18 protein-coding genes and 1 pseudogene are annotated in these 21,094 nt (G+C 40.7%); 7 read left to right on the top strand and 12 right to left on the bottom strand.

From position 1 onward, the window contains the following. Positions 1-17 precede the first annotated feature (17 nt). The 5 genes and pseudogenes from L0B18_RS19970 to L0B18_RS11440 all read right to left on the bottom strand — a co-directional run. Positions 18-2,024: pseudogene (locus L0B18_RS19970) on the bottom strand (ATP-binding protein); the annotation flags it as partial. A gap of 178 nt (positions 2,025-2,202) precedes the next feature. Further along, entirely contained in the window at positions 2,203-2,805 is a 603-nt protein-coding gene (locus L0B18_RS11455; RefSeq protein WP_234571915.1) for a chemotaxis protein CheB, read from the bottom strand. Further along, complete coding sequence (locus L0B18_RS11450; RefSeq protein WP_234571914.1) at positions 2,802-3,671, bottom strand: CheR family methyltransferase; 870 nt, start codon at positions 3,669-3,671, stop codon at positions 2,802-2,804. The genes L0B18_RS11455 and L0B18_RS11450 overlap by 4 nt, the downstream gene beginning before the upstream one ends. Positions 3,672-4,167: 496 nt before the next feature. Continuing rightward, positions 4,168-4,986: a hypothetical protein gene (locus tag L0B18_RS11445; protein WP_234571913.1), complete on the bottom strand. Its 819-nt coding sequence runs from the start codon at positions 4,984-4,986 to the stop codon at positions 4,168-4,170. 270 nt (positions 4,987-5,256) lie between these two features. Beyond that, positions 5,257-5,886 carry an RNA polymerase sigma factor gene (locus L0B18_RS11440; RefSeq protein WP_234571912.1) on the bottom strand — a complete coding sequence of 210 codons (630 nt, stop codon included), beginning with the start codon at positions 5,884-5,886 and terminating at the stop codon, positions 5,257-5,259. 127 nt (positions 5,887-6,013) lie between these two features. On the opposite strand from L0B18_RS11440, the gene L0B18_RS11435 reads away from it, so the two are divergent. Both L0B18_RS11435 and L0B18_RS11430 read left to right on the top strand, forming a co-directional pair. Further along, the gene (locus tag L0B18_RS11435) at positions 6,014-6,532 is read left to right on the top strand and encodes a hypothetical protein (protein WP_234571911.1); all 519 of its coding nucleotides are present in this window, start codon (positions 6,014-6,016) and stop codon (positions 6,530-6,532) included. A gap of 203 nt (positions 6,533-6,735) precedes the next feature. Then, entirely contained in the window at positions 6,736-7,275 is a 540-nt protein-coding gene (locus L0B18_RS11430; protein ID WP_234571910.1) for an outer membrane beta-barrel protein, read from the top strand. Positions 7,276-7,356: 81 nt separating this feature from the next. Here L0B18_RS11430 and L0B18_RS11425 read toward each other — a convergent pair whose 3' ends face one another. From L0B18_RS11425 to L0B18_RS11400, 6 genes are all read right to left on the bottom strand, one after another. Further along, positions 7,357-8,307: a Ppx/GppA phosphatase family protein gene (locus tag L0B18_RS11425; RefSeq protein WP_234571909.1), complete on the bottom strand. Its 951-nt coding sequence runs from the start codon at positions 8,305-8,307 to the stop codon at positions 7,357-7,359. Continuing rightward, positions 8,265-9,113, bottom strand: a complete 849-nt coding sequence (prmA, locus tag L0B18_RS11420) for a 50S ribosomal protein L11 methyltransferase (protein WP_234571908.1) — start codon at positions 9,111-9,113, stop codon at positions 8,265-8,267. Before prmA ends, L0B18_RS11425 begins: the two co-directional genes overlap by 43 nt. Further along, entirely contained in the window at positions 9,113-10,087 is a 975-nt protein-coding gene (locus tag L0B18_RS11415) for a M28 family peptidase (protein WP_234571907.1), read from the bottom strand. The genes prmA and L0B18_RS11415 overlap by 1 nt, the downstream gene beginning before the upstream one ends. Positions 10,088-10,201: 114 nt before the next feature. Beyond that, positions 10,202-10,966 carry an SDR family NAD(P)-dependent oxidoreductase gene (locus L0B18_RS11410; protein ID WP_234571906.1) on the bottom strand — a complete coding sequence of 255 codons (765 nt, stop codon included), beginning with the start codon at positions 10,964-10,966 and terminating at the stop codon, positions 10,202-10,204. A gap of 11 nt (positions 10,967-10,977) precedes the next feature. Beyond that, on the bottom strand, positions 10,978-12,480 hold the full coding sequence (locus L0B18_RS11405; RefSeq protein WP_234571905.1) for an amidase family protein: 1,503 nt from the start codon (positions 12,478-12,480) through the stop codon (positions 10,978-10,980). Positions 12,481-12,489: 9 nt separating this feature from the next. Next, positions 12,490-12,708 (bottom strand): Sec-independent protein translocase subunit TatA/TatB, encoded by a 219-nt coding sequence (locus tag L0B18_RS11400; RefSeq protein WP_234571904.1) that lies wholly within the window; start codon positions 12,706-12,708, stop codon positions 12,490-12,492. 202 nt (positions 12,709-12,910) lie between these two features. Between L0B18_RS11400 and L0B18_RS11395 the strand changes: the two genes are divergently transcribed. The 5 genes from L0B18_RS11395 to L0B18_RS11375 all read left to right on the top strand — a co-directional run bounded on the left by L0B18_RS11395 (position 12,911) and on the right by L0B18_RS11375 (position 19,174). After that, on the top strand, positions 12,911-13,165 hold the full coding sequence (locus L0B18_RS11395; RefSeq protein ID WP_234571903.1) for a DUF2795 domain-containing protein: 255 nt from the start codon (positions 12,911-12,913) through the stop codon (positions 13,163-13,165). A gap of 99 nt (positions 13,166-13,264) precedes the next feature. After that, the gene (locus L0B18_RS11390) at positions 13,265-15,649 is read left to right on the top strand and encodes a BamA/TamA family outer membrane protein (RefSeq protein WP_234571902.1); all 2,385 of its coding nucleotides are present in this window, start codon (positions 13,265-13,267) and stop codon (positions 15,647-15,649) included. Between the two features lie 11 nt (positions 15,650-15,660). Next, on the top strand, positions 15,661-16,194 hold the full coding sequence (locus L0B18_RS11385; RefSeq protein ID WP_234571901.1) for a cyclic nucleotide-binding domain-containing protein: 534 nt from the start codon (positions 15,661-15,663) through the stop codon (positions 16,192-16,194). 17 nt (positions 16,195-16,211) lie between these two features. Then, on the top strand, positions 16,212-17,627 hold the full coding sequence (gene rlmD, locus L0B18_RS11380) for a 23S rRNA (uracil(1939)-C(5))-methyltransferase RlmD (protein WP_234571900.1): 1,416 nt from the start codon (positions 16,212-16,214) through the stop codon (positions 17,625-17,627). A 50-nt stretch (positions 17,628-17,677) separates the two neighbouring features. Beyond that, complete coding sequence (locus L0B18_RS11375; RefSeq protein WP_234571899.1) at positions 17,678-19,174, top strand: phytoene desaturase family protein; 1,497 nt, start codon at positions 17,678-17,680, stop codon at positions 19,172-19,174. 40 nt (positions 19,175-19,214) lie between these two features. Here L0B18_RS11375 and L0B18_RS11370 read toward each other — a convergent pair whose 3' ends face one another. Next, positions 19,215-21,074 (bottom strand): RagB/SusD family nutrient uptake outer membrane protein, encoded by a 1,860-nt coding sequence (locus L0B18_RS11370; RefSeq protein ID WP_234571898.1) that lies wholly within the window; start codon positions 21,072-21,074, stop codon positions 19,215-19,217. Positions 21,075-21,094: the final 20 nt, after the last annotated feature.

Raw genomic sequence — 21,094 nt, 5'->3', positions numbered from 1 at the left:
TTGAGTGTCAAAGGAATTGTAACTGTAAACGTTGCCCCCTTCCCTTCCGAACTTTCGAGAGTCATTTTCCCGCTCAGCAATTTTGCAAGCTCCCTGGAGATGGAAAGGCCCAAACCGGTTCCACCATATTTCCGGGATGTTCCTCCGTCGGCCTGTTGAAAAGCCTCAAAAATCAAATCCTGCTTCTCCTGTGGAATACCAATGCCCGTATCGGTTACGGCAATAGAAATAAACTCATCGGCATTCCTGGTAAAATCGATTTTAATTTCACCGTTAGCCGTAAATTTCAATGCGTTCGACAACAAGTTCTTCAGGATCTGCTCAAGGCGCTGGCGATCTGTATAAACGGCCTCTGGCACTTTCTCATGAATATTGGTGATGAGATTAAGTCCTTTTTTTTCAGCCTGTTTTTTGAAATTCCTGGAGAGGTCATTGGCTAATTCATTTATGTTTACCTCGCTCACATTCAGTTCCATTTTACCGGACTCAATTTTAGAAAGATCGAGGATTTCATTAATCAGTTCCAGCAAATCGCGGCCGCTTTTTTCTATTACTTCTGCGTTCTCTAATTCATCTTCGCTGAGGTTCCCATTCTTGTTTCTCTTGAGATCGCCTGCAAGAATCAACAAGCTATTTAACGGTGTACGAAGTTCATGGCTCATATTTGCCAAAAACTCACTCTTGTACTTACTGCTGATTTCAAGTTGTTCAGCTTTTAATTCTATTTCTGTTCTCGCTCTTTCCAGGTCATGATTTTTCTGTTCTACAACCTGAGTTTGCTCTTCTAATTCTTCATTGGCTACTCTCAATTCCTCTTGCTGTTCTTTGAGGCTGTGTGCCTGTTCTTCAAGCTCTTCATTGTTTTGTTCCAGTTCTTCTTGTTGCTGCTGGAGCTCTTCACTCTGGAGTTGAGTCTCTTCGAGAAGTTCCTGGATTTTCTTACGGGCAATGGCAGAATACATCGAAATGCCAACGTCCTCCATGCTCGATTCTAAAAACTCGATCTCTTTTTGAGCGAAACTTTCAAACTTGCCAATTTCCACAACTCCCAAAGGCTTATTATCTATAATAAACGGAATAGCCAAAATATTTTTGGGAGGTGCTTCTGTGATAGATGACTTGATGCGTATATAATTTTCATCTATTTCAGTAAGCGTAATTGTCTGTTTATTTGATGCTGCCTGACCAATCAACCCTTCACCAAATTTAAATGAATTTTTTTCGCCTGCTGTACTGAAAGCGTACTTTCCGATCAGCTCCAGTTGCTCTTTATCATCATTAAATAAGTACAAAGCCCCTATACTTGCAACTACATAAGTTGTTAGAAATTTGATGATTTTATTGGCAAGCTCCTCAATTCCCTGATCCCCTCTCGTTACATTATTTAGTTTATTTTGTCCCCGGGTAAACCAATCATAAAGCTGATTTTCTTCCTGAGTCTTCTTCAATGAATTACGCATATTTACCAGCGCTTCTCCCAGTTTTCTCATCTCTCCGGAACCTGTCACCGGAACCGAAGTCGTCAGGTCCCCATCACCTATATTCTTGGCTACTTCCACAGCTTTCGATAAAGGTGCGGTAATAGAGTTTGTAATAATTACAGCCAAGACAAAACCTATCAGCACACCAGCGGCTAAAAGCAGCCACGCAATATTATTAAGCAGTGTGATTTCCTGATCGATTGTAGCAAAATCCTGCTGCAGCAATCGTTCATGATTTTCTACCAGCGCTTCGAGAACTCGTTCGATTTGTTCATTTAAAGCAAACAATTCTCCGTCTAAGATGTTGGTAGCTTGTTCTAAATCCGTTGTGGCGAGAGCTTCCACCTCATTCTGCAATTGTTCGAGGCGGGAAATTAATGGCGCTAATTCAGCTAAGCGTTCAACATTTTCCGGGTTTGTCCAATCTTCAGATATTTCTTGCAATCTGTTTATATTTGGCCGTATCTCATTTTCCCATGTCTCTTCCCGGTCTACTTTAAATGAATCTCTCTGTAAAATTGTCCAGCCTCTCAAATCGGCCATACTTTCATTTATTCCATCTGATAATTCAAGGCCGGCACGGGCTGATGAGTATCGCTGATCCCTGATAAAATCAGAGATATTATTTATATCCTGAATCAAGTAAATAGTAATAAAGACTGCAATCGCCAGTACGATTGTTAACAAACCGAAGCCGAGTCCAATTTTCTTCCTCAGCGTATCAATCCTCAAATTCATAAATGCGTTGATTAGAATGTGTGGTTAATAAAAAATCAAGAATTTCCTCAGGTGACAGAATGTAGTCCGGATCAGCTGCTTTGATAGCCGATAAAGGCATAGACACAACATCAGCCGTATCCGGATCCTGGACAATTGTTACACCACCCTTTTTTTTGATGTAGCGAAGTCCCAAAGCTCCATCAGAATTTCCACCCGTACAAACAATGCCAATTAGTTGATCTTTGCAGGATTCTGCCGCCGTTTCAAATAATACATCCACTGCAGGACGGGCATAATTCACTCGTTCGTCTACCGTAAGAGTCAGTGTTAAGTCTGGCTCAAGTAACAGGTGATAATTTGCCGGAGCAATATAAACGGTGCCCTCTCTGATTTGCTCTTTTTCATCTGCTTCTTTCACGGTTATCTGAACCCGATCATTTAAAAGACCAGCCCAACTTCCATCAGAAGTATCCGCCACGTGGAGAACTACAAGAATCGGTAGCGAAAAATCAGCTGGAAGTGATCTCACCAGCATAGAAATTATTTCCATCCCGCCAGAAGAAGCGCCAATTACAATCGCCTTGTATTTTTGATCTCGGCTCATCCGTTGTATTTCTTCTTAAAAATTTTTTGCTTCTTGCTGACCGGTTCAAAAAACTGGCCATATTCGGAAAACTGAATACTTTCTTTACTCCCCAAACATAATATCCCACCATTTACAAGACTGGAATGGAACAGTTTATGCACCCTGTTTTGCAGTTGATTGTTGAAATAGATCAATACATTTCTGCAAATAATGATTTGGGTTTCGGCAAAATCACTATCCGTTACAAGGTTATGGTTGGCCCAGACCACATTTTTTTTAAGGGACGAATCCATGATGGCTGAATCATACTTGGCATGGTAATAATCTGAAAACACGCCTTTGGCGCCCGATGCCTGATAGTTACGGGCGTACTTTTTCATATTTTCAGATGAAAAAATTCCTTGCTCAGCTTTTTTTAATGAATACTGGTTAAAATCAGTGGCATATATTTGGGAACGATCATACAAATTCTCTTCCTTTAAAAGGATTGCCATGGAATAAACTTCCTCTCCGGTACTGCATCCTGCATGCCAGATTTTTATGAACGACCATGTTTTTAAAATGGGTACTACTTTCTCTCTTACCATCTTGTAAAAATCGGGGTCGCGAAACATTTCAGTCACATTGATGCTTAAATCCCGCAAGAGTTGATTGGCCAATTCTTCTTCACGTAACACCCGATGCTGCAAAACACTCACACTTTCGATGTGTGAAAGCTGCATTCGGTTTAAAATGCGGCGCTTTACATGGGCTTTTGAATAGTCACGAAAATCGTAGCCATATTTTAAAAAAACAGCTTCAAGTAACGCTTTAATCTCATAATCAATAATCTGATCGGAGGTTAGCAGACCTTTCGCAGTATTCTCGTTTTTAGACTCCTTCATATGGAATATTTGACCCAGATAAATGAACTGCTCTATAGTCAATGAACAGTTTTAATAAGAAACTACAATCAGCAATTGCTACTCAAAAAAGAACAAAACTCGCTATATCTATACACTATAACAGACCTGACTGACAAACTTCTTTAACTTCTCGTAATTTATAGTCTTTTTAGAAATAATTAATTAAGAATATATAATTTTTAACGAGATAAACAATTTTCCAGAAGTTATTCGGCTGAAAAAGATTCGGATAACACGATTAGCCAGTCGCTCTAACCTGAATTGCCCCAAAGAATTATCTATTTACTCGTCTTCTCTTAAAGTTATTCTACATTCAATCTCTATCGGCTTCATCTGCTCGATATTTTCCCTTGGTTCAATTATCGTCTTAAAACACGATAATCATTAATTATCGTGTTTTAAGACGATAATGTATTTAAACAAAAAAAGCCCTGCTGATTTACAACAGAGCCTCAAAAATTATTGAAAGATTACTTTACGGACAGGCTTCATTTCTGAAGGCAGTATAGCATTGGCGTGATTCTCCGGGAAGTTCGATCCATCCTGAGTCTAGATCTTCGTCCCAAAACGCCTCGATCTCACCATCTCCAGTATTAATTGTAAGAGAGTTTTGAACACCTCCCTTTGAGTAGCCTATTGCTGCAACGCCAAATTCATTAGGATTAGCCGTAACACCAAGATCATAATCCTCTTCAGCTTCAACACTCCAGGTATATGTTAGAACCTCAGAGCTCTGATTTTCAGGCAAATAATAATTCCACTCCCCATTGCTATTATCAGTGGAAGTAAATCCTGTTAAGATTTTATAGTCCTGAACTGAACCTCCGTCCGTTAAATCACCATCATAAATAATCTCCCAGTTAACGCCATCGGCAGTAGAGGAACCTCTCACGGTAACTGTGAGATCAAGGCCCTGTGTCTGACTTGGCGGGGGAGAAATCGTCCAAACACAAGAACCATTCTCAAATTCCGGAGATACACCAGTGAATTTAGCAAAAGTTATTAGTTGAGGAGCAAGAATAAAGACAGCTGAACCGCCAAAGCTCAAATTAGCTTGTCTGGCAGTTTGCTCGACCTGGAAATAAGTTTGGAATTGAGCTTCATCCGCTTCAGGTTCCGTTTGAGAATCGAAGTATGAAACATCAACTGTAACAGGAGCAAATTCAGACGGTAGCGAGATGTTACAACTTTCTTCATCATCGGCTCCGGTTGAATCATCACTGCAAGCATTTAATCCTAAAATCAACCAAAAGGATAGAAATGCAAGTACTAAAAGTTTGTAAGAAGTTTTCATGCTATATGTATTTGAAGTTTTGATTTAATGTTTAAAATTATCATACCGGTATCTGCAGATAATCTACATCGCGCTTCTCCTGCGTATCCAAAGCGTAATTTTGTTGAAAAAGTGCCACTTTTCTCAACACTTATATCATTCAAAAAAAGACCTGAGAGAAGTGTATCATCATGGATTCCTTTTGAAGAAAACCAGAAACCTGTTTTTTTGTTCCATTAGTACAAATGTCCTGACCTGGAATCTCCCAAAAGGAACGAATGGGTTTTACCCTTAAAACTTCTCTCGCTTATCTTTTAACTCCTTGTAAAGCATTTCTCTTGCCCGAAAGATGTGAGCTTTTACCGTACCGAGTGGTAAATCAAGCTGTTCGGCAATTTCCTGGTAACTGAGTTCCTGCAAGTGTCTCATCTCAATTACTTTCCTGTATTTCTTGGGCAAATTGTTGATGGCCGTATGGATAATCTCTTTTCTCTCTTTGCGAATGATATTGCGATCCGTCTCCGCCTCATCGCTGATTTGTATTTCCATTTCGCCATCCCTTGTTTTTACGGGTTCGTTTATGGAAGTTGTATTCAGTTTTTTCTTGCGAAGATAATCAATCGTGTGATTGGTAGTAATTCGATAGAGCCAGGTAGAAAAGGCATAATTTGTATTGTAAGAGCTCAGGTTGTTAAAAGCTTTCATGAAAGCCTCCTGAACAAGGTCTTCTACCTGTTCATGATTACGCACCATTTTCAGAACATGGAAATAAAGCGGTTTCTGGTATTTATCCATTAACTGTTTATAGGCATCCTGATTGCCCTTTATGGCTTGTTTTACAAATTTATCATCTTCCAGGCTGCTCGAGGAGGCATTTTCCCGAACCAGGTTTATATCTGTAGAATTTTCGGAACCGCTCATTCAATCAATTTTTTAAGTACAGATCTTTAAAATAATTTATCAGAAAATATTTCTGAAGGAAAAAAACAATTTACTTGTGCTGCAAAATATCGTAACCTGCAAATTAAACCAAATACACGAGAGGAATATGAAAAATCTACCTTTTATTTTTGTTTTAGCCTTCATTTCATTCGGAATTAGTTTAACAGCTACCGCTCAAGATGTAGAAGGTGATATTTTCCTTGAAGGTGGTTTTGGATATGGCTCCAAAATTCAATCTTTGGCCATCCAGGCTGGCGGATTGTATACAATAAATAGTGAATTCCGTGTCAGTGCTGATGCAATCTATCATTTCCCCGGCAATGATTCTCATGGGCTTGAATTTACCTGGCTGGAAGTGAATACGAACGGCCATTACCTTTTTATAAATCAGGAAGGCATGAAATTTTATTTTTTAGGCGGTTTAAATTTCGCGAAATTATTTTCTGATCACGACGATATCCGGCTACCCAGTGGAGACAGTACAGAACAACTTTATATAGGCCTGAATATTGGAGCAGGTTATGAACTTTCATTGGGATCGGTTTTGGGATTTATTGAAGGAAAATATGCATTGAGTTCTGCCCATCAATTGGTTCTGACCGGAGGGGTAAGAATTCCCATTTAAAATATTTGTTTTTCTGCGTAGATTTGGGCTGTAAAAAATTCGAAGAAAGCATATTTATAAACTTTCGAATCTTACCTTAAGAAGGAGAGAATTTTTTGCAAAAATATGACACAACTCATCGATGTATTTCGCATATACAGCTAAATTGCAAAACTACTATCATAATAACCTAAAATTAATCTCAAACTTACAACTAAATAAAAATGAAAAAGTTACTTACAGTCGGTACACTCGTAATCGGTTTGGCATTCTTGTCAAACACTAACCTATACGCTCAGGAAGTAGGCGATATTTCAATCGGCGGTGGTCTCGCGTATGGTACAGATCTTGAAAATCTTGGTATCCAAGCAAGTGGAACTTATATTTTAAATGAAGATATGAGACTTGGAGCTGATATCATTTACTGGCTTATGGGCTCTGACGACTTTGGTGGCGGCTATGAGCTTTCATACACTTTTCTAGAAATCAATGCTAACTACAACTACATTTTCTACAACGAAAATGACATGATTATTTATGCTCTTGGAACTCTGGGTATTCATTATGGCAAAGTTAATTATGACGGACCAGATTCTGAATTTTTTGGGTCTGTTGACTCTTCTGAAACAGAATTAGGTCTTGGTGTTGGTGCCGGACTTGAATACAATCTCGGATCCGTAAAGTTATATGCTGAACCTCGAATTTTCCTGAGTGGTTTTGATCAATTCTCACTGGCCGCTGGTGTTCGAGTACCGATTAACTAAATAAAACATATTTAGATAAACAGATTTCAAACCCTGATAGATTTTAAAGTCTTCAGGGTTTTTTTATTGATTACCTGCATATCAGGCAAGCAATATTCCATGCCGAATACCGCCGGTTGAAGTAATAATTGAATCCCTGCCGCACCATTGCATTACTTCATTGAGAATCAAAATCCCGGCTAAAACGACTTCTCCCCTGCCCTTTAAAAATCTCGGGTATTTCTTTTCAATTTCTTTTGAAGATGTTTTTGAGAATTCTTCAATAAACTTCTCGACAGCTACTTTTTTTAGTGGAAATTGATTTAACCGGTCAACGTCATAATCATCTAATCCCAGTTCAATGCCCGCAATAGAGGTGATCGTACCCGCAACACCGATCAAATCAAATTCCCCTGCGGGTATTTCCTGATCAGTCAACAAACTACGGATTTCAGATTGTGCCTGATGAATCTGTTGTGATGTCGGCGGATCATTCTCAAAAAAACGTTCTGTAAACCGTACGCTTCCCATATCAATAGAAACGGCACTTTTTAAATCGTATCCCTTGCCAAAAGCCAATTCAGAGCTTCCTCCCCCAATATCAAGAATCAGGTTTCCTTTCTCTGATCGATCTTCTAAAACCGATAATGCACCTTTATAGGTTGTCTCGGCTTCTTCAGAACCACTCAGGAGACGAATTTCCCACCCTGTTTCTTTTTCTACGGCTTCCATAAAATCATCCCGATTAGAGGCGTCTCGAACAGCACTGGTAGCGGCAACAATTGTCTGAGAGGAAACTCCCGGATAATTGTCGTCCAAATAATTCTTGTATTCCTTCAGATAATTTAAAACACGTTGAATACTATCAGGATGAAGATTCTTCGCTTTATCCACTCCTTTTCCCAACCGCGGAATTCGCTGTTTTTCTTCAAGTGGGTAAATCTTTCCATCACTAATCTCTGCAACCAGTAAAAGAACTGTATTTGTGCCGATATCAATAGAAGCTGAAATCATTCCTTCACTTCGTTCTTTAAGATTTGCATCAAAATCCATTCATCTTCCTGTTCGATAGCGGTGATCTGAACGGACAATGTCTGAACCTTATCGCGCATGACATCTTCATCTTTGTCAAGAAGTCCGGACAGACAGATGATGCCTCCTTCCCTGGTGTGGTTGACAAGAGTCGGCAGGATTTCAAGAAGTACATTTCGGTTGATATTGGCGAGCGTTACATCAAAAATCTCGAGTTCATCCACAGTTTCAATGCCGCCAAACCGGATTTCCACAGACTCATCAACCTGGTTAAGTAGCGTATTTTCACGTGCATTATCACGGCTCCACGGATCGTTGTCGAACCCGACCGTTTTTTTTGCTCCAAGTTTTACTGCGGCAATCGCCAGAATTCCGGTTCCTGTTCCGGCATCCAAAACTCTTTTTCCTTTGAGATTGATTTCCTGTATCTGTCTCAACATCAGCCGGGTGGTTGCATGATACCCGGTTCCAAAAGACATCTTCGGATCGATTTCTAACAGAATTTCTCCATCTGACGGCGCTTCTGTAGACCAAGTCGGTTTTACCAAAAGCGCCCCGATTCGTTGCGGTTGAATCGTCTGTTCCCACGCCTCATTCCAGTTTTGATCGGGAATCTCTTCGAATTCCAAGAATGAATCGCCAGAATAAGCTGAAATCAATTGCTCTAAATATTCTCTGTTTGAATCATTGAATCGCTGTTTGTCGATATAAGCTACAAGCTTGTCATCAAACTGTTCGAATCCATAGAAATCAAGATCCATTAACTCAGCGATGAAAAATTCATGCAGGTCGGGTGACAATTCAAACTCTACTCTTAAGTAATTCATTATGGAATTCGGTTATAAATCAATTCTAAAAGGACATCTCCAACTGCCTGTAAGGTATTTTGATCGATGATGTCCATAGTATCATTTTGCGTATGCCAATAAGGCGGAAATTCAAGTACTCCGGTTGGAGATATCCGGTGATGGATAATATTCACCATTGGGATTCCCGTTAGTCTTTCAACAATATAATGGTCGTCCGCGATTCGCTGTCCCATCTCATTCACAAATAAATCTCCGTAGCCAAATTCCTGTCCAATTACCCAAATTTCATCCACTAAATTCGGTGCTACGTCCATCGAATAACCCTCCTTAAGAAACTGAGCATTTTGTCCTCCAACCATATCAAGAAGAATCCCAAATCGGGGATTATAGCCGGCAACCGGAGGATTATTCCCCCAATATCTCGATCCCAAAAAGTAATTCTCCAAATCCGACTTTTCTCCATAGTCTTCACCGTCAAATAGAATAATATCAACACCGATCGGGAGTTCATACTCGGAAAAGATCGTTGCGAGTTCCATCAAAACAGCTACTCCGCTGGCTCCGTCATCTGCTCCCAAAATCGGCTGATTACGTTTTTCCGGATCGTCTTCTTCATCAGACCTGGGACGGGAATCCCAATGTGCAGCTAGCAAAATTCGATCCTGCTTTTCAGGTCCAAATGCCGCCAGGATATTGTAGAGTTGTAAAGAATCACCATATACTTCCGTTTCAAAAGATTGAACGTATACGGATTGTTTTCCCGCAGTTTCTAAAAAATGATTGCGCAGATATTGGACGGTCTCTCTGTGTGCCTCCGAATTTGGTACCCGGGGGCCGAATGCTACCTGATCTTCAACATATTGATAGGCATGATCAGCCGAAAATTCAGGGACTTCTCTGCCCTGTTTCTGGAATTTGAGATTAGGTTCGGAATTGCAACCGATGATCAGAGTCAGAAGTATGAATACAAGTAAAAATCGAAGTTTCACCATTGTTGGTTTTTTGAGGAATATACAAACTGATGAAGATAGAGAGTAGGCGCTTCACATATGGACAAAACACAAGAGATTCATTCAAGATAAGATTTTCTCTCGCTCATAAGAAAGCTATCCGGATCTTGCTACAATTGTTGCAGAGGATTGATGAACCGGAAAAACAATCGTATCCAAGATATTAACATGAGCCGGGCGGTTCGCCACAAAATAGATAATCTCTGCGATATCCCTGCCGGTGAGAGGTTTCATATTTTTATAGACCTCTTTCGCCTGTTCTTTATCGCCATGAAAACGAACTTCACTGAATTCTGTATCAACCAAGCCCGGCGATACTGCACTTACCCGAATATTAGTGCCCGTTAAATCCATTTTTGTGGCCTGTGTGATAGCTTTTACAGCGTGTTTGGTTCCGCAGTATACAGAGCCTCCCGGATAGGCTTCATGGCCGGAAATCGATCCAATATTAATAATATGGCCTTCATTTCTTTCCTTCATTCTCTCTGAAACAAATCGGGTCATAGAAAGAAGGCCTTTGATATTCGTATCGATCATTTTGTCCCAGTCTTCAAAATCGGCTTCATCTATGGAATCCTTTCCCGAAGCCAAGCCTGCATTATTTAAAAGAATGTCGATAGGTTGAGAAATAGAATCGACACATTTTTTGCAGGCCTCACGGTCTCTCACATCAAAAGAAAAGATTTGAACATCGATGGAGTGTTTTTCCCGGAGGTCTTTTTGAACGGTTTTCAAACGTTCTTCACGACGGCCAGTTAGGATCAGGTTCGCTCCGGATTCAGCAAATACTTCAGCCGAAGCTTTCCCGATTCCGGAGGTGGCCCCGGTAATCAGAATCCATTTGTCCTTCAATCGGTTCATCAAACCGTGGTTTACAATGACTCGAGTTGCTTTGCGGCTCTAAGAATATCTACTTCGCGGAAGGTATTTCCCATAAACTGAATTCCATAAGGAAGTCCGTTTGAATGAGTTCCGGCCGGGACACTAATTCCGCAAATTCCGGCTAAGTTCGCTGAAATCGTATACACGTCATTCAGATACATTTGAAGAGGATCATCTTGATTTTCGCCAAGTTTAAAAGCCGTTGTCGGCGCCGTTGGAGAAACAATGACATCTACTTTATTGAAAGCATCCAGGAAATCCTGTTTAATCAGCCGACGGACTTTTTGAGCTTTGCCATAATACGCATCATAATACCCCGCACTTAAAACATAAGTACCGAGAATAATTCTCCGCTTCACTTCTGTACCAAATCCTTCTGTTCGGGATTTTTTATAGAGACGGATCAATGGCGAATCGATATTGGCTGTTTCAAAAGCCGAGGCGTTCTCAGCTGCCTTTTTTAATTCTTTGCGTTCTTTCGCGAGTTCTTCCTCCACTTTCTCGAAATCGGCGCGATGGCCATATCGAATACCATCATACCGGGCAAGATTGCTTGACGCTTCAGCCGTAGCCAAAATATAATATGTGGCTATGCCGTATTTCATATGAGGAAGTGTTACAGGAACCAATTCAGCCCCATCTTTTTCAAGATCTTTGAGGCGTGACTCAATTCCTTCCCGGATTTCATCATCCAAACCTTCGCCAAAATATTCTTTGGGAACACCGATTTTCAATTTTCCGGATGAATCCTCAATTGCTTTTGAATAATTCTCCACCGGCTTATCAGAAGAAGAATTATCCATCGGATCATCACCGGCTAACTGTTCGAGAAGAAGAGCAGCATCCGTTACATTTTTTGCAAATGGACCAATACAGTCAAAGGAAGAAGCATAAGCTACAAGGCCATATCTGGAAACGCGGCTGTAAGTAGGTTTCAAGCCAACTACACCGCAATACGATGCAGGCTGGCGGATTGAACCACCGGTATCAGAGCCGAGTGCTGTATCACACATATTGGCGGCCACTGCAGCGGCACTTCCTCCACTCGACCCTCCCACAACATAATCCGTATTTACTGGATTCTTTGAAGGACCGTAAATGGAATTTTCGGTTGATGAACCCATTGCGAATTCATCCATATTGGTACGCCCGATCAGAATGGCATCTTCCTTCTTCAATTTCTTTATGACAGTGGCATCATAAACGCTTTCAAAATTGTGAAGGATATGACTGGCGCAAGTCACTTTTTTGCCTTTTTCGCAGATAACATCTTTAACACCAACTACCATGCCGGCAAGCTTTCCAGCCGTACCGGCCTTTATTTTTTGCTGTACTTCCGATGCCTGTTTTCGAACATCATCTTCATTTACATGAACGAAGGCATTTACCTCCGTGTTAGATTTACCAATTTCCTGGAGATATTCTTCGCAGATATCGGTAATCTTTCGTTTGCCTGATTGTAGTTGCTCTTGAACGGAGAGCAGAGTATTCATTGAGAAATGTTAATTTTTTTCTACTTGTTCTTGTTCTTTTTCAGTGTATTTGGTGGAATTCGAGACATCTTGCTTCCCTTTATCAATTTCTTTCTTGATATCATCGGAAGCTTTTCGAAATTCATTAATACCTTGACCAATTCCGCGTGCAAGCTCTGGAATCCGCTTTGCGCCGAACAGGAGTAAGATCACAAGAACAATGATCACCATTTCAAAACCGCCTGGCATACTCATACAATAATCCTCATTAATTTGAATTGTTATAATGTAACTAGGGCAAAGATAAAAAATATTTGCCTTACCTATTAGAAGTGTCCGAAAAAATGTTTTAAATTTTATTCGAATTTTATTTGCATTTCTTCCTCACAACTCTTTTATAGCTATTCGAAATATATTTGCATTAACAGATTAAGATTAAAAATATTTTATTATGATTTGGACAGTTGAATTAGCTGCTGCACTTGATGAAGCACCCTTCCCAGCCACAAGAGAAGAATTGATCGAATGGGCTGAGAGAAACGGACTCCCGCAGCAAGCCATTAATAACCTTTACGAGCTCGATGAAATCGAAGAAGGTGAAGAAACAATTTATGAAGGAATTGAAGATATTTGGCCCGATTACATCCGTAAAGAAGATTTCTTTCACGGCGAAGAAGACGAAGGGTTTGATTACGACGACGTATAAAGACGTAAAAATAGTCTTTATACTTTTTCTATTCAATTTCCTGCAATTATAACCGTTCGTAATTAAGAAAATATCATTTGACACTATTAATCTGATTGCGTGAGAAATTTCTTACCGCTATTCCTTTGCCTGCTGTTTTTGATTCTTTTACCCTGTTTGGCAAATGCTCAAAATACAGGCCAACAGGGCGAAGGCTCTTCTGATGGAGAAAATGAGGTTGTACGGATTGTACGGTTTACAGGAAACGAAAACGTCTCCAATACCACACTGCAAACACTTGTAAGAACGCGTACTAACCGGGAATTCCTAGGGATTCCCAGGTTTACGCCATGGTATTACTTTAACAGATGGTTTGGAGTTGGAGAAGAACCGGCTCTGCTGGATCGTGCTGTGGTTGCTAACGACATCAATAGAATTGAGGTTTATTACGAGAACCTTGGCTATTTCGATGTAAGCGTTGATACTACAATCGTTGAGTACAGCCAAAACCGGTTTGAAGTATCCTTCCTGATTGATGAGGGCGAGGCGTCTTATATACAAACGGTGTCTTTTACCGGACTACCTGAATTCCAACAAGAAGGAAAACTCGAGAACTTCTATAGACAAAGTGTTTTTGAGGGTGAAAGATTAAACGATTCTACATTTGTTTTTAATGACAATTATCGGGCGCAGCAATTACGCGAAGAACAGACGCGTATCATCGATTTTTTGAAAAATAACGGCTATGCTTCCGTCTCCCGGGATTCAGTTCGGGCTTTGGTCAAAGAGCAAGAAAACGCCCCTCAACAACTGGATGTTCTTTTTGCAGTTAATCCCGGAGAAATTTTCAGGTTCGGCGATGTACACATTGACCTTCGCGGACCAGACAGCGAAGAAGTGTTTGATGACTCTACCACAGCCGAAGGTCCACCCCATACTGAACCGGGATATACCATTTACATGAGAAAAGAAGATTCAGCTCAGTCTAAATTCAGTCTTCTCACAGAACAAATCCGTTTTACCCCCGGTGCTACTTTCGATCAATCCGCCTATCTCCAAACCATCAATTCTTTCCAGAATCTTGGAAATATGGTTATTGACAGATTTGGTTTGAGTGAAGAAAACTCGCTCCCCGACTATACTCAAACGGATATCCCGGTACATTTCAGCCTTCAAACTCTCCCAAAACATTCTTTACGAATGGAATTTTTCGGAATGAAACGATATGGATTCGGAACCGGTGTCGGAGCAAATTATAACAACAACAATCTTTTTGGCCGTTCTGAAAGTTTTACACTTGGGATCAATACAAATTTTGAGTTTGTTTCCGCACGGACTCTCAGCGAAATTGCCCCGGAAGACAGCTCCGGAAGGCGAACATCAACCGGTTCAGAAATTTTCCAGAGCTATGAAGTTCGTGCCGAATATTCTGTACCCAGACTCAATTTTCCATTCGTTTTTTTGACGGATGCTGATTTCATCGAAAGTGCCCGAACACGATATACATTGTCGTATAGCCAGTCCAATCAACTTTATTTTGATATCAATTCGGATATTCGGTTTAATCTTCGCTATGAGTTCAGACATTCACCAAGACTGATTAGTTTTCTTGATCTCATTGAACTGGACGTAGTGGATACAACACCGTCGTCTCAATTCCGTCTAAATCTGATTGATGAATTTGGTGAGGGATCAATTGAACTTTTGCGCATTCAACAGGATTTCGAACCCCAGTTTTCGTCCATTTTAAGGTATACTCTCAGAAGCCAGAACACAGATCTCATTCAACGGGATTACGGTTATTTTTTCGAATATTCCATCGCAATTGCCGGAAACGTTCCCCATACGATTGACCGTTTTATAGTAACCCCGGGAACCATTGAAGGTGCCATTCCCTCGCCTTTCGGCATTTCGACCAATGAATTAGCATATAGTCGATTTATCAAACTCTCGGCAGATTATCGGCGATATTTTCCGCTCTCGCCAAACACTGTTTTTGCCATCCGTGGATTTGTCGGAATTGCCCATCCTTACGGAGGCAGTGAAACGATTCCGTTAAACCGACGCTTTTTTGCCGGCGGCAGTAACGATATTCGCGGATGGAATCCGTTTCGACTTGGGCCTGGCAGTATCAGTCCCGACGAAGTGAGCATTCCCGGCGGTGAAATCAAACTGGCTCTTTTTAAAGAGTTCCGACACACAATCATGCGTAACGTATTAGGCGCCAATTGGATGGCTGCCTGGCATACCGATGCCGGGAATGTTTGGTACGGACCAGAAAACACCTTCCGAAGTGAAGAAAATATAGAACTGCTCAATGATGGTAAATTTTACTTAGATTCCTTTTATAAGCAGATTGCAGTGGGTTCGGGTTTCGGACTTAGGTTCGATTGGGAGTATATAGTCGCCCGATTCGATTTAACATTCAGGGTTCACGACCTGGAAGAAGGCTGGTTTAATAATCGGGCTGCATATTTTAGTTTTGGAATTGGCCATTCATTTTAAATCTATCAGGTATGTTTAAGAAAAGTGATTTTAAAAAAATGCGGAATCAAGGCAACATCGTATTCAAATCCAATTTGTTGAAAGATTTGACACCGTTTGAAAGATACGAGTTGTTGCAGCTCTGCCATCGAAGAAAATTTAAGGAAGGAGAATTCATCTATCATCAGAATGATCCCGGGGCCGGCATGTATTTTATTGAAGAAGGGACTGTAAGGTTGATTGTATCACGCAACTCAGAATTATCGGATGATGAAAAATTCACGCTCGATATTCATGCGCCATCCGAAATTGGTATTATGGCGGTTGGATATGAAATCCCGCGAATGTCAACCGCACAATGTATCACCGAAAGCACGCTTTTGGGTTTTTTCAAACCCGATTTTGAGACCTTAAAAAAGAGAAATCCAGAAACCGCAGTAAAATTCCTTGAAGCCGTTTCTACTCAAACAATGAAGCGGTTTGAGCAAAGCATTGATAAACTGAAAGAGTGTTCGGATCTAAAAACAGCTTTTTCCATTCTCTTTCACGAACACCAGGAATCCTAAGAAATCGAGTAGTATTCATGTCATTAAAGAAGGGCCAGGTTATTAATCTGGAGATTGAGTCCACAGCATTCAAAGGAAAAGGCATTGCCAAACACGATGGAATTGCAGTGTTTGTACCCGGCACAGCTCCCGGCGATACGGTTGAAGCACGGATCGTTCGCAAGAAGAAAAAGTTTCGGGAAGCTAAAGTTCTTGAGATTTTAGATCCATCTCCTATTCGAATCACTCCAACCTGTTCTCACGCCAGTACTTGTGGCGGTTGTACATGGCAGCATATTCCTTACGAAAAACAGCTTGAGTTTAAGGAACAGCATGTGCGCGATCATATGGAGCGAATTGCCGGTCTCGATCCCGATATTGTTCAAACGATCATAGGCTGTGACCGGTCTTTATACTACCGCAACAAAATGGAATACAGTTTTGGAACCCGCCGTTGGCTGTCTGATGAAGAAATCCAGGCTGATAAGTTCGTAGATGATTCGGGATTTGCAGCCGGCCTTCATGCTCCCGGACGATATGACAAGATCTTAAATCTTCGGGAGTGTCATCTCCAGGATCCGATCTCATATAGACTTCTGGACTTTGTTCGAAATTATTGCAAAGAGCATTCCATCCCGGCTTTCGATACTCATGAAAAAACAGGCTTCATGCGCCACCTGGTCATTCGTACCTCTCATCATACAGATGATTTGATGGTAAATTTTGTGACTTACAAAGACGATGCTGATATCATTCAGCCGTTGGCGAATGCACTTCAGGAAAATTTTCCGGAGATCACAACGATTATTAATAATATCAATGATCAACCCAATCCCACAGCCGTTGGCCGGTACGAAAATGTGATTTACGGGCCCGGCTATATTGTGGATAATATAGGTCAGCATTCATTTAAAATAGATGCGAATGCATTCTTTCAAACCAATACACGCCAAGCAGAAAAACTATATTCCGTGGCGAAAGAATATGCTGATTTAAAATCCGGCTCAAAGCTCTTCGATCTCTACTGTGGTGTGGGAACTCTCACACTTTTTATGGCTGATTCTGTAGAAAAAGCGGTTGGGATTGAACTGGTTGATGTGGCCATTAAAAATGCCAAATTCAATGCTAGGGAAAACTCCGTAGAGAATACCGAATTTGTTCTGGGTGATATGAAGGATACCTTTAACGAACCGTTCCTTGAAAAGTATGGTCGCCCGGATTGTATTATTACCGATCCGCCACGATCAGGTATGCATCCGGATGTAGTTCAACAACTTTCCGACCTAGCCGTGGATACGCTTGTTTATGTAAGCTGTAATCCTTCCACAATGGCGCGCGATTTAAAGGAGTTAAAAAACAACTACCATATCGAACAGGTTCAACCTGTGGATATGTTTCCACAAACATATCACATAGAAACTGTGGCCAGGTGCACAGAGAAAGTCTCCACTTGAGGGATTCTCACAAACCAAAGTTCCATTAAAACCTTTTTTGGTTCAAACAAATGTCTAAAAAAGTAGCCATTATTGGTGCCGGAATCGGAGGTTTGGCCGTTGCCTCCCTCCTTGCCCATAAAGGTTACGAAGTAACGGTTTTTGAAAAGAATTCGATGCCGGGCGGAAAAATGAATCAGGTTGAAATGGGCGGCTACCGGTTTGATACGGGCCCCAGCCTCCTTACAATGCCCTTCGTTCTTCAAAAACTATTTGATGAGTGTGAGGATGATATTGATAATTATCTCACTCTTATAGATTTAAATCTCTTATGCAGATACTTTTATCCTGATGGAGTTATATTTGACAATTATTCAGATCCGGACAAAAGCATTCAGCAAATAGAGAATTTCGCCCCAAAAGACGCTGGATCGTATCAAAAATTCCTTAACTATTCCGAAGAACTTTACGATCGTACGGCTAATGCTTTCCTCTTTAATCCGCTTTACAGGGCTCGGGATTTGTCCAATCTAAACTTCATGGATTTACTCAGGATCGATGCCTTTACCAGTGTTTCAAAAAAAGTAGACAGCTATTTTTCAACGCCCTATCTTCGAAATTTTTTTAAAAGATTTACAACATACAACGGCTCCTCTCCTTTTAAAGCACCGGCTACGTTGAATGTCATTCCACATGTGGAATTAAACCAGGGCGGTAATTATGTGAAAGGCGGGCTCTATAAAATTGCTGAATCGATTCACAGACTTGCCGAAAAACAAGGTGCAACTTTTCGATTTAATGCTGAAGTAAAAACGATTCATCAAACAGAAAAAAGGGTTTCCGCAATTGAACTGACCGACGGTAGTATTTTTGATACAGATCTTCTTTTTTCGAATGCGGATGCAACGGAAACGTTTCTGAATCTTCTGCCGGAGAATAGTGTATCAAAGCGAAGACGTAGCAGACAAAAAACCATTGAGCCTTCTTGCTCAGGATTTGTAATGCTATTAGGCTGCAGGAAAAAATGGACCTCCCTAAAGCACCATAATATTTTCTTTTCGAATGATTATAAAAGAGAATTTGAGGACATTTTTGATCGGAAAGTTATGCCAACCGATCCCACGATATATGTAGCAAATACATCAGCTACCGATCCTGATGACGCTCCAAATGGAAGCTCAAATTTGTTCGTATTAGTCAATGCTCCGTATCTCACGAATAAACAAAATTGGGACGAAATAGAAAATACGTATAGAGATCTTCTAATCAGAAACCTGGAAGAAAGAAGTCTGATTGAATTGCGAGAATCCATTGAATACCAAAAGGTTATAACTCCCAATGACTTTTTTAAAAAATACAAATCTAACAAGGGCAGTATTTATGGAACCTCATCTAATAATAAATTATCAGCATTTGTAAGGCCACGAAATAAAGAGAGAACATTCGAAAATTTATACCTTGTTGGTGGAAGTACACATCCCGGGGGAGGAATTCCGCTGGTCATTCAGTCAGCATTTAATGCTGTCTCCCTTTTGAATCGTAGTCATAAAAAAAGGCGTATGTATTAAAACACACGCCTTCATTCCTAAATTAAAAATTATAAAGAAATTAATACCCGAGGTTTTGTTGCAATGTACCTTCACTAAGGTCAATCTGACGTTGAGGTATTGGATAGTATTCATTTCTAAACTGGCCATTCGCAAATTCAGAACCAGGGAATACACTACCTTCATAAATATAAAAGTCGGATAGCACTTCTTGAGCAACTCCCCATCTTACAAGGTCGAAGAATCTATGCCCTTCCATGGCTAACTCGAGTTTTCGTTCAAATCGAACCGCTTCTCTGGCTGTATTAGTGTCTGACCAAGGTATTGTATATTGAGAAATATTATAATTTGGTTCAGAATATTCATTCCAGCTACTAATATTACCTGGATCACCTCCGATGAATGTAAAAGTTGTACCAGTATCTTCGCGAACCACCCATTCACCAGCTTCTACTTCTGTAGTAAGCATTTCAGACTCATTGTTCACAACAGCGCTAGCAAAGCCCCTATTCAAATCATTATCAACCCATGATTCCGGTCTGGAAGCACGCTCTCTGACGCGATTTACATAGGTTTGCGCTTGTTCTAAAGAACCAGTTTCAACTTCTGCTTCAGCCGCCATTAATAATACGTCCGCAAACCGAATAACAGGGATATTAATTGCTGTTCCCGGAGCCCAGGATCGATTATCTGCATATTGGGCCTCTTGCGATTTCCAATAGATATTTTTCTTTGCATAATATGGCCCACCGAAATTCTGATCACGAACCCATCTTTGTCCGGGGAAAGGGCCCCAATCATGATATGGAACTCCTCTACGGCCAACCGTCCAGTCAAGTCTGGGATCAAGTTCCCCGCCATACATATCAAATTGTTGACTTGAGGTTACGCCAAGATCATTTTTTACTATTTCATTATTATACCCATCAATTAAAGGTAAGCCGTCTTGAGTACGATAAGAGTTCACAAGATCCTGGGTTGGGGAATAAAAACCGCAGCAACGAAAGGTAGAGGCATCTTGGGGAAAATTTAACATCATACCAAAATTTGCATTATTAATGCCTCCCGTACCATCATTGGCCACTTGTTCTATAGAAAAGACTGCCTCGGGCAATCCATCTTCCATGCCGGGATTCCAATTATCCCAAAACCCATTTGCAAGATCATATGAAACCCCTTGACTTGTTACCCCATTGGGAATTATCTGATCATACAACGATTTGGCCTCATTCCATTTTTCCTGATAGACATATGTTCTTGCTAAATAGGCAGCAGCAGCCCATCTATTTACCCGTCCCCGTTCACCATGGGTTTCTGGTAAATTATCGAATGCATATTGAAAATCAGCTTCAATATTTGGCCAAATTTCCGAATCATTTGGTTGGTTCAGATCTTCTGTGGTTTCGTCAATCCAAGGAACTTTGTTGAACATTTTCCGAAGTTCAAAATAATAGTGTCCTCGCAAAAAACGGGCTTCACCTCTTGCTCTTGCAATTTGATCCTCCGACATGTCTTCTACCTGTTCCAGTAGAGATAGAGTAGCATTTGCTCTACTTATTCCTTCATAAAGAGCTTTCCATTTATTATTGAAGAATGAAGATGTAGGAATAAAGTTTCCTGCCATCATTTCATTAATGGGAGCCTGATCTGCGGGTTCGCTTCCTTTATGGGCATCCCCTCCTACTACACTTCCATAAACCCAATTATGAGGAGAAGTTTCCCACGCATTATATCCTAATCCGGCCCCGTCAAGAGCGGCATATGCTCCTAAAAGTGAGGTCTCAACTCCCTGAGTATTCGCTAAAACCTCTTCGCCTAAGGATCCTTTGGCAGGTACGCTTAGGAAATCCTCGCAGCCATAAAATAACAGTACTGCAATTATTATAGGTGCTACTATATAAGTATATTTTTGGTTTTTCATAGTCTTCGCTATATAATTTT

This window comes from Rhodohalobacter sp. 614A (genome assembly GCF_021462415.1).
In the GTDB taxonomy this organism is placed as follows: Bacteria; Bacteroidota; Rhodothermia; order Balneolales; family Balneolaceae; genus Rhodohalobacter.
This window is presented reverse-complemented; position numbering and strand designations above follow the sequence as displayed.

What these genes read in the sequence shown, in the direction of transcription:
- L0B18_RS11455 (WP_234571915.1), bottom strand. Translation starts at nt 2,805, where the DNA reads ATGAGCCGAGATCAAAAATACAAGGCGATTGTAATTGGCGCTTCTTCT.
- L0B18_RS11450 (WP_234571914.1), bottom strand. Translation starts at nt 3,671, where the DNA reads ATGAAGGAGTCTAAAAACGAGAATACTGCGAAAGGTCTGCTAACCTCC.
- L0B18_RS11445 (WP_234571913.1), bottom strand. Translation starts at nt 4,986, where the DNA reads ATGAAAACTTCTTACAAACTTTTAGTACTTGCATTTCTATCCTTTTGG.
- L0B18_RS11440 (WP_234571912.1), bottom strand. Translation starts at nt 5,886, where the DNA reads ATGAGCGGTTCCGAAAATTCTACAGATATAAACCTGGTTCGGGAAAAT.
- L0B18_RS11435 (WP_234571911.1), top strand. Translation starts at nt 6,014, where the DNA reads ATGAAAAATCTACCTTTTATTTTTGTTTTAGCCTTCATTTCATTCGGA.
- L0B18_RS11430 (WP_234571910.1), top strand. Translation starts at nt 6,736, where the DNA reads ATGAAAAAGTTACTTACAGTCGGTACACTCGTAATCGGTTTGGCATTC.
- L0B18_RS11425 (WP_234571909.1), bottom strand. Translation starts at nt 8,307, where the DNA reads ATGGATTTTGATGCAAATCTTAAAGAACGAAGTGAAGGAATGATTTCA.
- prmA (WP_234571908.1), bottom strand. Translation starts at nt 9,113, where the DNA reads ATGAATTACTTAAGAGTAGAGTTTGAATTGTCACCCGACCTGCATGAA.
- L0B18_RS11415 (WP_234571907.1), bottom strand. Translation starts at nt 10,087, where the DNA reads ATGGTGAAACTTCGATTTTTACTTGTATTCATACTTCTGACTCTGATC.
- L0B18_RS11410 (WP_234571906.1), bottom strand. Translation starts at nt 10,966, where the DNA reads ATGAACCGATTGAAGGACAAATGGATTCTGATTACCGGGGCCACCTCC.
- L0B18_RS11405 (WP_234571905.1), bottom strand. Translation starts at nt 12,480, where the DNA reads ATGAATACTCTGCTCTCCGTTCAAGAGCAACTACAATCAGGCAAACGA.
- L0B18_RS11400 (WP_234571904.1), bottom strand. Translation starts at nt 12,708, where the DNA reads ATGCCAGGCGGTTTTGAAATGGTGATCATTGTTCTTGTGATCTTACTC.
- L0B18_RS11395 (WP_234571903.1), top strand. Translation starts at nt 12,911, where the DNA reads ATGATTTGGACAGTTGAATTAGCTGCTGCACTTGATGAAGCACCCTTC.
- L0B18_RS11385 (WP_234571901.1), top strand. Translation starts at nt 15,661, where the DNA reads ATGTTTAAGAAAAGTGATTTTAAAAAAATGCGGAATCAAGGCAACATC.
- rlmD (WP_234571900.1), top strand. Translation starts at nt 16,212, where the DNA reads ATGTCATTAAAGAAGGGCCAGGTTATTAATCTGGAGATTGAGTCCACA.
- L0B18_RS11375 (WP_234571899.1), top strand. Translation starts at nt 17,678, where the DNA reads ATGTCTAAAAAAGTAGCCATTATTGGTGCCGGAATCGGAGGTTTGGCC.
- L0B18_RS11370 (WP_234571898.1), bottom strand. Translation starts at nt 21,074, where the DNA reads ATGAAAAACCAAAAATATACTTATATAGTAGCACCTATAATAATTGCA.